We start from the raw sequence: 13,305 nt of genomic DNA on the forward strand, positions 1-13,305 counted from the left end.
CAGCCTGGCGGCGTCACCGGCTGCCGGGCTGCGGTTCGATGTGATTGCCGACCTGGGGTGGCTCGATGTCGTCGACGTGGGGTTGGTGCTCTGCGGTCCGCTCCGGTGCCCGGTCGTGTGTGGTCACCAGCTCGGTGTGGCGTTGTTGCCGCTCTCGCTCCCGGACTTCCTGGGGTCGTCCGGCACGCAGTTCGACTTCGTCGCGCAGGCCGTCGATGCGCCTGCTGAGGTTGTGGTGTTCGGCGGCGAGGTGTTCGGCGCGGTCCTGAGCTGTAGTGAGCGCGTCGAGGTCTCGCTGGTGGGCTCTGGGCCGCGCGTGCTCATAGTCCTTCTCCGCCGCGTTGGCTCGGGTGAGGGTGTGGCGGCGCTGGTCGGGTGGGCCGGTGTGTTCATGCAGCCGGGCGGCTTGGGCGGCGAGTTCGCGAGCGTGCGTGTGTGCCTGTTCCTCCAGTTCGGCGTGGTGTTTGACCTGGTCGGCTAGTTCGGTGCGGCGGGTGCGGGCCAGCGGGCCGAGGGCGTCGAGGGTGTGCTGGGTGCGGGTGCGGTCGGCCGCTGCGTTCTCGGCGCGTTGCAGTGCGGCGTGCCAGCGGGTTTCGAGGTCGTCGGCTTGTCGGACCAGGTCGGCTTGCTCGCGTAGCCGGTGGAGGTGTTCGTCCAGCGCCCGCACGGCGGGACCGGCTTCGGCGTTGACCTGGATCCGCAGCTCTTCGGCGTTGCGGCGGGCTTCGCTGACGGCTCGGTCGAGGGCTGCGAGGCGCTGCTGCTCGACGGCGAGGAGACGCCGCAACTGCCCGTCGTCGTGACGGTCGTGTTCGCGCTGCGCCCAGTGCTGCGCCCTGCGCGTTTCGGGCTGTCGAGTTTCCGGCTGGCGGGCGGAAGCACCCGCAGTGGTCTCGGCAGGTTCGGTCTGCTGCTGTGCGGCGCGCTGGAAGGCGGCGGTGGCCAACGCCGAGGGGTTCTTGACCCTCCTGCCGCTGACCTCTGTGGGTGAGATGTGGCGCAGCGCGGCGTGCACGTCGGCGCCGGCTTCGGTGGCTTGCTCGATCCGCTGCGCCAGTGCGCCGAACGCGTGCCCGCCGGCGACGAGGTCGACGACCTCGGGGTGGTCGGGCCAGGCCTGATGCAGGTGTTCGAGGGCGATGCGTCGGCGGTGGCGTTCCGCGGCTGCCCGGTCGCTGCCCCGCTGCGCCTTGTCGGTCTCCCACTGGTGGGCGCTGGCGGTGCGTTTGATGAAGTAGGCGGTCAGGCGGGCCGGGTCCTCGACGTTGGCGTGGCCGACCTTGGCCAGTGGGACGCGTGCCAGCAGGGTGCGGGTGTCCAGTCCGCCGACCGCCTGGCGGTCGAGTTGGCGCACGACGGCGTCGAACGTGGAGCTGGTGATGACCGCTTCGGCCAGTTCGGGGCGTGCGGTCCAGGTCTCGCGCACCAGGTCGGCGACCTGGTCGCGCATGAGTTGCCACTGGTGTCGGCGTTCGGCCTGCTCGTGTGCGGCGTCGATGCGGCCGTCGGCGAGGCGTTCGGCGGCGTCGCGCACGGCCCACGCGGTGAACGCCGCGGGGTCGGTGACAGCGTCGGAGGCGACGGTCCGCAGCGGTACCTGGGCCAGCACCTCGCGCACGTCGAGTGCCGAGTTCTCGACCTCGGCCAGGTGTCGGGCCACGGTGGTGAACGCGGTGGCGGAGATGAGGCGCTCTACCAGATCGGGCTCGTGGCGCCACACCTCGCGTAGCAGCGCTGCCGCGCGGTCACGCGATTGCTGGTCCCGCTGTGCGCGTTCGGCGCGTGCCTGCTTGGCTTCGGCGCTGTGCTCGGCGCGCTCCTCACGGCGGCGGACGGCTTCGCGTTTGGCTGCTTCGGCGTCGCGGGCGTGCTGCTGGCGGGTCTGGGCGTCGGTGAGGTCGCGGAACTCGGCGAGCCCGAGTTGGACGACGACGGGGAGGTCGTCGGGTGAGGTTTCGGTGGTGCGGGCGCGTCGGGCGAGCTTCTCGACGGCGCGTTCCATTCGTTCCGCGCGGGTGCGCGGTTCGGGCCGGTTGGTGGCTTCGTGTTCGGTGTCGAGTGCGTCGAGTGGGGCGAAGAGGTGGACGGCGTTGCGGTGGCGGCTGGTGGCGACGTGGGCTGCGGGGTTGTCGGCTCCGGCGGCGTGGAACAGCACCGTGCCGCCGGACCATTCGCCGTCGGGGCCGCGCCACTGATCTCCGACCGTCAGCCCTTCGGACTTGTGCACGGTCATGGCGTAGCCGAGCGAGACACCGCCGCGGGCGATGTACTCCGGGGTGAGTCTGCCCAGGCGGGTGGTGCGTCCGTCGGCTGTGTCCTCCTGCCATTCGGCGGTGAGGGTGCCGTCGTCGGCGATGGCGGTGACGACGGCGCGGTAGCCGTTGAGAACGTCGGTGTCGGCCAGCGTGCGGCGCTGTACGGCGTTGATGCGCATCAGCACGTGGTCGCCGATGTGGAAGCGGATCTCGCCGCCGCGTCGCAGCGCATAGGTGTGGCCGGGGCCGAGTTCACCGTCGGCCAGGCGCAGGGCCTGGGCGCCGTGGTTGAGCCGGTCGACCATATCGCGGGTGGCGCTGAGCATGACCAGGCCGCGGATCTCGGTGTGCGGATCGGGTGCTCCGGTGCGCATCCGCGCCCAGCTGGCGAGCATGGCGGCGGTCGCTTCGGAGGTGGTGTCGGTGGCCACCAGTCGGTTGTTGAGCATCCAGATCGCGAGGGCTTCGCTGTAGCGGCCCTCGCGCCACAGCGCGATGGCTTCGCGTTCGTCCTCGTCGCGCTGACGCCGGTTGTCGACCAGTTCCAGTCCGTCGACCAGGCGGTGGACGTGCCCGAACAACGAGCCCGCGCCGACGCCGCGCAGCTGGAGCTTGTCGCCGACCTCGATGACACGGGTGCCGGTCTGGGCTGCTCGCTGATAGAGCCGGGCGCGGTCGCGGTCGTCGGTGAGGTTGGCTTCGTCGACCACGAGCACATCGATGCCGGTGAGTGCGGTGCTGCCGGGATCTTCGACGTTGGCCAGCAGTGAGCTGAGGGTGCGGGAGGGGATGCCGGATTCGGCTTGGAGGTTGCGGGCGGCGACGGCGGCGCTGGCCGCGCCCTGCACGACGTGGCCGGCTGCTTCCAGGATGGCGCGTAGGGCGCGTAGAAGAGTGGTCTTGCCGGTGCCGGGGGCACCGTTGATGGTGTCGATCATGCGGCCGTCGGTGGCCAGACGCGTCACGGCGGCACGCTGCTCGTCGGAGAGCGGGTAGCCCTGTCCGGCTTCGACGGTGTCGAGTGCCATCTGCACCAGGTCCGGGTCGGTGACGCGGGCTGGTGACTGGTCGGGGTGGCTGGCCTTCGCGGCGCGCAGGATGATCTTCTCGGCTTCGACGACGTCGGTGGTGGTGAACTGCTCGGCGTTGGCCATGTGCTGCGCGGCCAGGGACCGCTTCTCGCCCACCCCATGCACCAGTTCCGCTCCCTGGGGCAGTCGGACGAAGTCCAGGTGCGCCAGGACGCGGTCGGTCATGGCCTCGATCGCCTCGGGCGATTCGTAGCCGCCGGGCATCGCGTCAGCGACGTGGCGCAGTGCGTCGGCGCGGGTGAAGCGTCGGCTGTGCGAGGTCAGGCCGGCAGCGGGGTCGAGCAGTTGGTGCGCGATGTTCTCGGCGGTGACGACCGGTTCGGGTTCGGGTTCGGGTTGTTCGCCGTCTTCGGGCAGGTGTCCGCCGGCGAGGACGCGTCGGAGCTGTTCGGCCGGGTCGCGTCCGGCGGCCAGTTCCTGGCCTTGCCAGATGTCCCGGAGGGTGGCGTCGGGTGCGTCGGTGTAGTCGCCGTGGGCTCGCCCTGGTGTGGGTTTGGGGCGGCGGGTCAGGCGTGCGGCGAGGTCCTGCTGGACGCGGGTCGCGGTGTGCGGGTCGTGTCCCAACTGGGTGAGCAGGGAGCGGATGTCGGTGTTGCGTTTGCTGAACTGTCGCAGCGTGTCGTCGGGGATGCCGGCGATTTCCCAGCGTCCGGTGCGTTGGCTGCGGCGGTAGCGCACGCCGAAGCGGGTGGTCATCTGGTGGCGGATCAGTGCGTGCACCATGTGCTGCACGACCGGGGCGTGGCGGATGAGGTCGCGGCCTCCGGCGGCGATGGTGCTCCACTTGCCGTCCTCGATGCCGCGGGTCATGTTGGCCAGGGTGAGGTGGACGTGCCAGTGCGGATCGCCCACGGATGTGTCCTTGGTGGGGCGTGCGGTGCGTTCGATCATCGCCCAGCCGAGGAAACCGGAGCCTGCGACGGTGGCGGCGGTGTGGCCTTGGCCGTGTTTGCCGCGCATGCCGTAGGCGGTGCGCGCTTCGAGCCAGTCGAAGGTGCGCAGCACCTGCTGGAGGTACATCGGCTCTGCCTGTGCGGCCAACTCGGGGGTGGCGATGGCCAGGAACACCGAGTCGCTCTTGGGGATGTCCACGGTGAGGTCGTAGGCGGCGTTGCCGGTGACCACTCGGCGCGGTACCCGTTTGGTGCGCGGCTTGCCGGTACGGCCGGTGGTCTGCATGACGGTGAACAGGTTCGCCGTCGCCCGCTTGAAGGCACCGGGTTGCCACACCTCGTCCGGTGTCAACCCTACGGTGTCGAGGAGGAGACCGGCGTGGTCGGCGCGCAGGCGCGCGGTCTCTCCGTCGGCCCGCCACACCCGCTCAGCGGTGGCGAACATGTCGCGCAACTTCCGGTCCGTGAGTACGTCCGACACCGGTACCCCTGCTTGGATGGCGATGCCGTGCACGGCGCGTACCAGCGGCGAGATGGGCAGCTTCGCGTCCTCCGGGACGGCTTTTTTCGGCTCCACGAGTACTTCGCCGGTGTGCGGATGATGCCCGGTCGCAAGTGCGCGTGCCTGAGGGAACTGGTCGCGGGTCAGCGGACTCAGCGGTGTGATGCCGACCTCTCGCAGCCCTTGTCCGACCCACAACAGGCCCGGAGGAGCGCCTTGCGGGTGTGTCGAGAGTGGTCGTTCGCGGTCGGAGCCGCTGCACGAGCCGTGCAATCCGAGGCGGTAGTCGATCTCCACGGGGTTGAACCCGATTGGCTTGACGTAGGCCACGCGACTACCTCCCCACGCGCTGCTCGGCGACGGGAAGCGCGTCCTGTCGCCTGTTGGGATCTTGGCGTGGGGGCAGAGATGGCCACACGGGGCGTGTCAGCTCGATGTGGAGACCTCGTGGATACCATAGTGCAAGATTGTTGATCTTGCTGTGGTTTGTTCGCTGTGGACGGTGGGATGCCGACTTTTCGTTGGGCGAAAAGGTATCCGATGGACATACGCGGCCGGACGTCCCAGGACGCGTCACAGCGGGTCTGTGCCGCTGTGACGCGTGCTGTTTGTGCTGGAGTCGGGCGGAAGCGGCGTTTACGGTGGTGGTGCTCCCAGGGGGAACGTGCGGAGCGGAGGTCGGGATCATGGCTGTGTCGGCGAAGGACATCGCTCGGCAGGTAGCGGAGGAGGACAGGCGGCGGGCGCGGCTGCGCACGACGGCGATCCGGGATGTCGCGCGAGCGGCCGAGACTGCCGAGGATGTGGAGCGCGGTAGTGACGAGCGGATCGCGGGACTGCGGAAGCGGCACCGTGAGCGGGTCGCGGTGTTGCGGGAGCAGCTTGGGCAGGACATCGAGGTGGAGCGGGCGAAGAAGCAGACGGCCCGGGTGGGTTTGGCGCAGACGGTGGTGGCGGCGCTGGAGGTGTTCGACGAGGCCGAGTTGGCGCGCTATACCGGGATGTCGGATCAGATGGTCGCGTCGTTGGTGCGCGTGGGACGCTCGGCGTCGACCGGAGGTGAGCCGGATGGGCCCGAGGAGGTCACCGACGACGCGGCCCGTGTCGGTGAGGACGTCACCGACACGGGTGTCGATGGTGAACCGGACGTACTGGGTGGTTCCGGTGATGACGTGTCGAGCGGCGTGGTGCTGCCGGATGGTGGCGGTGATGCCCCTGCGGTGGGTGGGGGGCATCGTTTGGGTGCGGGAGGTGTGGGGGTTGGCGGGGGTGAGTACCCGCCGCAGGCGGGTTCGATGTCGCCGTGAGGCGGTCGGGGGTGGGTGGGTGGGGCCGGCTTTGATGGGGTGGCCGGCTTGATGCCGGCCACCCCGGTTACGCGCCGAGCGCCGGCGGACGGGGTCGGCCCGTCCGCCGGCGGGGTGAGGGTTAGGCGGCTTCCTGTTCGGTGTGGTGCTGCTGGGTGGTCTGCTGCTCCAACCGTCGGCAGTCCAGGCACAGGCCCTGTCGTACTTGCTTCACGTCTCCGCACGTCCCGCACGAACCGCCGTCCGCCGTGGGCGCATTCTTCGGCTCCGGTGCGGTCTGCGATTCCGGCTGCGGCTCGGCTTCGGACTGGGGTTCCTGGTCGGGCTGCGGCTGGGGTTCGGGGGTGTCCTCGGTGGCGGCGTCGGCGCAGGTGCGGGAGCAGTAGCGTGGGTCATGCGGCGCGGTGCGCTCGTCGTGCTCGTTGGGCACGGCAAGGGGGTTGGGGCTGTTGTTGAGGTTGGCGTCACAGTGGGCGCAGCAGGGCACGCCTTCAATGACCGTGACGGCGGAGTGCCGCTGCTGGTAGGTCGTCGCCCATTGCTCGATGGTGGTGGCGGTGAGGCGGCGACCTTGCCGCATGGCGCGTCGCCACTCGGTGCGCACGGCGGGCATTCCGTTCTGTGCGGCGTGGTAGTCGCATCGGGCGTGGATGGCGTCGGTGTAGGTGTGACCTGCGGGCAGCTCGGGGATGCCGGGACGGTCCAGCGAGCGGCACTCGGTGCACAGTCCGTCGTCACCGTGGCCAGCCTTCACTCGGTCGGTGTAGACGTCGACAATCGCGCGTTCCCCTGCGCACCACACGCATGGGCGGGTGCGCAGGTCGGTGACGGCGGCGCGGTCGTAGTCCAGTTCGTAGGCGATCGGCCGCTCTGCGCGGGCGGGGGCGTCGTCTACCCCGGCGCGGGTCTGGCTGTACTCGGTCACGGTGCGCGGTTCGGCCTGGGCGCGGACGCGGTCGCGCTGTTGGGGCACGGTGCGGCGGGCGTTGTCGTCGTAGCGGGTGCTGCTGTTGCGGGGTGCCTGGTAGTTGCTGCGACCGTAGCGGGGCGCGTCGGCGGTGTCGGTGTCCGGGCGGTAGAGGCCGGGGTCCTGGTCTGGGACGCACGCGGCGATGACGGCGCGGTCCTCGGGGCTGGTGGTGCGCTGCCAGGCGTTGCGCAGCTTCGCAACGGCGATGCCGTAGGGGTAGCTGCTCAGCGTGGCGGCGCACTTGCCCATCAGGGCCAACGTCTGCGGGTCAACGTTGTTGACCACGGTGCGAACGCGACGCTTGGCGGCGGTCAGATCACCGGCCCTGACCAGCGAAGCGACATCGGCAAGGGCCGTGGGAACAGAAACATGCTGCGACATGAGTAACCTCAAAATTCGGATCTACACGTCCGCCAGGTTTGGTCTTCCCGGCGCTTCCTGCGGTTTTTATCCTAGTTTGAAATCTTGTGCTTCGCAACCAGAAGGGGGACTCGTTCACTCTTGTTGTCGAAGTGTTACCGCGTCCCACAGGTCTTTGACCTGCGGTTTTGCGTTTTCGAAAACGCAAGGTGTGCGCCATTGTCGAGCACCCCCATAATGGTGGCTAACCCTTTTTCTCCCACCCCCTCGCGTAGTGCCGGTTTCGTGTCGCACAGACCGGGTCAAGGTGGGTCCCGGAATAATTGTTCGGAGCTTGCGGAGAAGAATTATTCCGGGTGCCTTGATGCGGTCTGTGCGACATGACAGCCTCAGGGCACGAGGGGGTGCTCGTGACGCGCGCCCCGGAAGTAAGGTTCACTTGGCTGCGTACGCAAATGGGAGGCGGCAGAACGCCTGTTCAGGGCCTCTGCGCGGCGCACCGGTGCTCTATGACGTCAGGGCTGCGGTGATGATCCGCTGAGTCGCTAGACTGGAGCAGCGCATCGGGATAGGGCCCTTCGGAGCCTGCACGGTCTCGGTGCGTTGTGTCCCCGCATTTTTGGTCGAGCCACTGCCTGTGGTGGTGGTAAGCCTTCGGGCTTGTGCGGGCGACGCGGGGCGTGCCTGGCTTCGGCCAGGCACGCCCTCAACGTTTCCCGAACTTCTTCGGCTCTGCACCTGCCCGCTGTGGCTTCCTTGTGAGCGACGCGACTGTCGATGGCAGTTATTGCAGCACCAGGTCCCTGTGTTCGCCGATGCGTCGTCGGGCGTGGTGCTCAGGGCACGGCGGTTTACTCGCCAGCGTCGGCTTCGTCGGCTGTACTCGTCGTCTCGATCAGGTCGACCACGGCTTGGACTGCTGTGCGCTGCAGCCAGTCGAGGAACGTCTCCGGTAGGCCGGTGCTGGTGTTCGTGGTTTCGTCGCGTCCCAGGAGCAGGCATGGCCCGGAGATGAGCGGTCCTCCCGCGGTGAGCAGCCGTTGGACGAAGGCGCGGTCGTCGTCGGTGGCGGTGTAGTTGCCGGAGGCGATGTCGGCGAGCAGGTCGTCGAGCAGGATGTCTGCGATCCGGTTGGGCGGGTGATTTTCCCGGCTGCGGTCCCCGACCCAGAAGTCGAGGCCGCGCACAACGTGGATGCGGTCGGCGAAGGGGTCGCCAACCAAGCCGATCGGCAGCAGGGCGAGTTCATCTCGGTCGTCGGGCAGGGTGAGGAAGTAGACCTGAGAGTCGTCGCAGAACATGCCGAGCCGGGTGTGCGGCCAGGGCTTCGACATGAAGCCGGCGCCGTCCGAGGCGGGTCCTTCGATGGCTGAACCGTGTGTGGGGACGACGGTGAGCAGTTGCTGGATCTGGGCTGTCAACTCCGGGATGGAGGTGGAGTTGTCCATGAGGTGGTCTCCCTTCGGTGTTGTTGGATGCTGAGTGAGGTGGGCCGGGCATAGGGGCCTGGGCTGTCGAAGGAGTCGAGGCGCTGTCGTGCGAGGTGGTCCTCCGGTTTGAACGGCTGGGTCGAACTGGGCGGCTGTTGACGCCGGGGTAAGGGGTGGGCGCGTCTGGCGTCGGGCGGGTGGTGTCTATGTGGCGTCCAGGCCGCAGCCGGGGCAGAGCAGGAAGACGCCTGCAGCGAGATCCGACTCGGTGGAGCCGACCGGGCGGCTGTGGCGGTCGAGCCACACGCCGGTCGGCGAGGTCCAGGTGCAGACCTTGGGGTGCTCGGCGGGCCAGATTCGGTCGGGCATCTGCACGACCCGCCGGTCCGGGTGGACGTACTCGCGGGAGAGGCCGTGGAAGTCCGCGGGCTGGTTGCTCAGCACGACGGCTGTGGTGTCGTGCGCTGGTGTGGCCGGAGTGAGGGAACGGGTCATGCTGCTGTGCCTGCCGGGGTGTGCTGTGGGCTGCGGGTGTTACCGGTTCGTGGGTCGGTCCCAGACGTGGACGGTGTGGCCGGTCTTGAGCGGTTTGTCCTGTGGGCCTCGGATCTGTGGGTTGATCCATACGAGGCGGCGCAGGGATCGGTCGGGGCCGTGGGCTTGGTTGCGCCAGTGGCCGCGGACCAGCCAGCGCACGGTGTACTGGCGTTCACCGGTGCCGCTGGGGTGGTTGCCGGTGGGCTTGTCGCGGTGGCGGCGGTGCACGTGCACGATGCGGACCTCGGAGGTGCGCACGCCCTCGCGGGCCTCTCGACGCTGGAGGCGCCGGTTGGGGGTGATCTGCTCGGTCTGGCTGATGCCGGGTTGGGTCATCAGCAGCCAGGCGGCGTAGAGCACTTTCATCCACGGTGCGACGGCTTGGCCGAGCAGGAGCGTGCTCAGTTCGCCGATGAGGTCGAGGTCGGCGATGGTGTGGTCGTGGTGCAGGGTGATCTCGTTGTCCCACAGCCACTCGGGTGTGGCTTTGAGCGCGGTGTCGAGTTCGGCGCGCTTGGGTGGTCGGCCGAGGAGTCGGGTCAGGCAGTGGTGGACGTAGTCGAGGTCGTGGACGCTGTAGAAGGTCACCCCGGTGGCGTCGGGCACGCCCGGTAGTGGTCCCCAGGAGGCGGCGGCGATGTCGATGCGTCTGTCCCCCAGCGCGTCGCCGAGGTAGGAGCCGATGGGTTCGGCGAAGACGATGAACCCCTGCTCGGCGGGCTGGTGGGTCTCGTCGACACGCAGGTCCTCGGGCAGCGTGTCGGCGGCGGCAATGGCGACTTGGGTCATTTCCGGGGAAACCCAGTACAGGGCGGCCTCGGCGAGGCGCTCGCGTTCGCCGTCGAGGATGAGCTGCGCGGCCTGCTCGGGGTGCGGTGAGCGGACCAGGTCGAGTGAGAAGCGCCCTTGTTTGACCATCGTGGTGTGAAAGGCCAGCGCTTGTGGCTGGGCGAAGGTTTCGCGCAGGTACAGCCGCACAGCGGGCAGGTCGTGGGGCGGGGGTGGGGTGTAGGTGCTTTCCCAGATGCCGGTGTCGGGGTTGAAGGGCATGTCGGTATGGCTCCCGGAAGGCGAGGAGTGATTGAAGTGGTGCGCGACGAGCCGGGGGTGCGCGCAAGCACCGCGGGCCCCGGCTGAAGCCGGGGCCCGCGGTGGGGTGTTACGGGAGTGGTCTGTGGGCAGGGCGCCGTCGCGGCCGTCGTACTCGGGGTCGGCTACTGCTCCCCTGTCGGTATCCGGCGGTCATGCCGTCGAGTTGCTTGGCTCCGGCGCAGGAGGCAAGTTCTCTGATGAGAACCGGGGTTCCGGTATGCGGCATCGATCGACGTGTCGAGCAGGCTGTGGCTGGCCGAGTGCGTTGGAGTGCCGGGATCAGTCCCGCGTGTCGGTCGACTGCGGATCGTTTCCCGGCACGGGGCACTGGGCGGGGTGCAGTGGCGTGGTGCCGTGCCGCCGCTCGTTGAGCTGCCTCGGTTCCGGGATGCGACGCCACCCGATGCGTTGGCAGGCGTAGAAGCGGCCGTCGACCGCGACGACGTCGCCGATGGACAGCGACCGGTTGCCCCGATGGCGGTAACGCACGGCGTGCGGGCCGGGCCGGCCGAACTCGGGGTCGTGGCCGACGTTGCACAGGTGGAAGGCCGACTCGGCCAGGTCCACGTCGCGACTGCGGGCGCTCGGCGGCTCGCGGTAGGTGAGGACTTCGACGACCGGCTGTCCCTGGTAGCCCACCAGCAGTGCGCGATCGTGCAGGTTGTGGAAGACCCGGATACCCACGGGGCGTCGTGCCCAGCGCAGCAGCGTGTGCCTGCACCGGTCGAAGGCTTCAGCGAGGTGCTGTCGGGTCGGTCGGATGTTCATCGTGTCGCACCCTCTTGCGGGTCGGGGGTGGCCCGCGGTTGCGGGGTGCGTCCGCCGGAACAGGGGCAGCGGGTGGGGCGGCGTTGTGTGCCGCCCCACCCACTGCCCCTGTACGGTGCGGCGCCCCGCAACTACGGGGCACCCCGAGGCTGCGTATGCGGCTTTCCGACGCGGGACCGAGTTCGAGGCCCAGCAGAAGCCCTTCTTCCGACGGAGCAGGGAGCATGAGGGCCAGCGAGGATCGGTTGATCTGCGTGGTCGGCTACGTCTCAGGCGGACCTGTCACCGCTGGTTGTTCGACGCGGTCAGAAGACGCAGGCCCTCTCGTTTCCGAGGTCCATGTCGTTTACGTCAGAGCGTCGACATGCGGGGCCTTACGAACGAAGCAGCACTGATGACATCAGACCCTACGGAACATCAGGGTGATATTCGAGACCGCAACGAACCGAATGAAAATGCTGGCTCCAACCTGTAACGTTGCAGCTCAGGAAGTGTCTTCCCCGCGCGAGCGGGGGTGGTCCGCTGCACCCGGTCGTGCAGCTGATCGCGGGCGTGTCTTCCCCGCGCGAGCGGGGGTGGTCCGGCTCCGATTTCCGTGGGCCCCATCAGGCACCCGTCTTCCCCGCGCGAGCGGGGGTGGTCCGTCGTCCGCGATGCGGAGTAGGAGCGGCGGAACGTCTTCCCCGCGCGAGCGGGGGTGGTCCGTGGTGGGAGGGGGACGGCTACGCGGCGAGCAAGTCTTCCCCGCGCGAGCGGGGGTGGTCCCAGCTGGGTGATGCCCTCGAAGTCGCTCCGGCCGTCTTCCCCGCGCGAGCGGGGGTGGTCCTTGAGCAAGTGTCGTCAGTCCTTTCGGGACTACGTCTTCCCCGCGCGAGCGGGGGTGGTCCTCCGAGGGGCTTGGAACAGGCCCCCGGACCGACCGTCTTCCCCGCGCGAGCGGGGGTGGTCCCCGGCGCTTGTCGACGACGAACGCGGGCAGCGTGTCTTCCCCGCGCGAGCGGGGGTGGTCCGACGTCAACGCGCGTGGCTTTCTGCTCCGCGAAGTCTTCCCCGCGCGAGCGGGGGTGGTCCGGGCCTCATCGGCCTGCGCGACGTGCTCTCGGCGTCTTCCCCGCGCGAGCGGGGGTGGTCCCAGGTCGTCTCCGGCGAGGTCGCCGACCAGTCGGTCTTCCCCGCGCGAGCGGGGGTGGTCCGCGCAGGTTGCCGTTGTCGATCGAGGCGGTGACGTCTTCCCCGCGCGAGCGGGGGTGGTCCCATCGAACTGCTGTGTGGCGAGAACACCGAGAAGTCTTCCCCGCGCGAGCGGGGGTGGTCCGCGACCTCGTCGGGCTTCTGGTCGGCCATCCAGTCTTCCCCGCGCGAGCGGGGGTGGTCCGCCAAGCATGCACCCGGTGGTCGGTCGGTGATCGTCTTCCCCGCGCGAGCGGGGGTGGTCCGTAGGACCACCACTCGCCCGCCCCGATCCGCATGTCTTCCCCGCGCGAGCGGGGGTGGTCCCGTCACCACGACGTTGCTCGATTCCAGCCACGGGTCTTCCCCGCGCGAGCGGGGGTGGTCCGCTTGGGCCGCTCTGGTCACGGCCTCGTCGGTGGTCTTCCCCGCGCGAGCGGGGGTGGTCCGTCCCCGGTCTACCCCACGACGAGGCCCGGCGTGTCTTCCCCGCGCGAGCGGGGGTGGTCCTGCGGCGTCCGCAGCCTCCTTGCCGACCGACCGGTCTTCCCCGCGCGAGCGGGGGTGGTCCTCGTCAAGACCTGTCGGCACCGTGTCGGCGAACCGTCTTCCCCGCGCGAGCGGGGGTGGTCCCAGGGCCAGGCCGGCACCGATGGCGAGCAGCCCGTCTTCCCCGCGTGCGCGGGGGTGGTCCCAGTTCCCGGAACTCCTCGTTGGTCACCCGACGGTCTTCCCCGCGCGAGCGGGGGTGGTCCGCTTTCGGCTTCCCGGACTCCCATTCCGTCCGGGTCTTCCCCGCGCGAGCGGGGGTGGTCCGTCGCCCGGAGCCATCCGGATCAGCCGGTCCGCGTCTTCCCCGCGCGAGCGGGGTGGTCCCAGCAGATCCGGCGCAGCTACTCCCGCCTTACCGTCATCCCCGCCCATTGCGAT

At 69.4% G+C, this 13,305-nt stretch carries 7 protein-coding genes and 1 CRISPR repeat array; of the genes, 1 reads left to right on the forward strand and 6 read right to left on the reverse strand.

What is annotated here, in order from left to right:
* Positions 1-13: 13 nt before the first annotated feature.
* Positions 14-5,071, reverse strand: coding sequence for an AAA family ATPase (locus ACRAKI_RS21895; RefSeq protein ID WP_447002377.1), 5,058 nt, complete (start codon positions 5,069-5,071; stop codon positions 14-16).
* 356 nt (positions 5,072-5,427) lie between these two features.
* Here ACRAKI_RS21895 and ACRAKI_RS21900 point away from each other — a divergent pair, with 356 nt between their 5' ends.
* Positions 5,428-6,048, forward strand: a complete 621-nt coding sequence (locus ACRAKI_RS21900; protein WP_447002378.1) for a hypothetical protein — start codon at positions 5,428-5,430, stop codon at positions 6,046-6,048.
* A gap of 121 nt (positions 6,049-6,169) precedes the next feature.
* Here ACRAKI_RS21900 and ACRAKI_RS21905 read toward each other — a convergent pair whose 3' ends face one another.
* The 5 genes from ACRAKI_RS21905 to ACRAKI_RS21925 all read right to left on the reverse strand — a co-directional run bounded on the left by ACRAKI_RS21905 (position 6,170) and on the right by ACRAKI_RS21925 (position 11,205).
* Positions 6,170-7,399, reverse strand: a complete 1,230-nt coding sequence (locus tag ACRAKI_RS21905; RefSeq protein WP_447002379.1) for a hypothetical protein — start codon at positions 7,397-7,399, stop codon at positions 6,170-6,172.
* An 830-nt stretch (positions 7,400-8,229) separates the two neighbouring features.
* Positions 8,230-8,826 (reverse strand): hypothetical protein, encoded by a 597-nt coding sequence (locus ACRAKI_RS21910; RefSeq protein ID WP_447002380.1) that lies wholly within the window; start codon positions 8,824-8,826, stop codon positions 8,230-8,232.
* 186 nt (positions 8,827-9,012) lie between these two features.
* On the reverse strand, positions 9,013-9,303 hold the full coding sequence (locus ACRAKI_RS21915) for a hypothetical protein (RefSeq protein WP_447002381.1): 291 nt from the start codon (positions 9,301-9,303) through the stop codon (positions 9,013-9,015).
* Between the two features lie 39 nt (positions 9,304-9,342).
* The gene (locus ACRAKI_RS21920; RefSeq protein ID WP_447002382.1) at positions 9,343-10,395 is read right to left on the reverse strand and encodes a hypothetical protein; all 1,053 of its coding nucleotides are present in this window, start codon (positions 10,393-10,395) and stop codon (positions 9,343-9,345) included.
* A gap of 321 nt (positions 10,396-10,716) precedes the next feature.
* The gene (locus ACRAKI_RS21925) at positions 10,717-11,205 is read right to left on the reverse strand and encodes a hypothetical protein (RefSeq protein ID WP_447002383.1); all 489 of its coding nucleotides are present in this window, start codon (positions 11,203-11,205) and stop codon (positions 10,717-10,719) included.
* Positions 11,206-11,698: 493 nt separating this feature from the next.
* Positions 11,699-13,252: direct repeats of the CRISPR family, unit length 28 nt; unit sequence GTCTTCCCCGCGCGAGCGGGGGTGGTCC.
* Positions 13,253-13,305: the final 53 nt, after the last annotated feature.

The sequence above is a fragment of the Saccharothrix isguenensis genome (genome assembly GCF_052936305.1).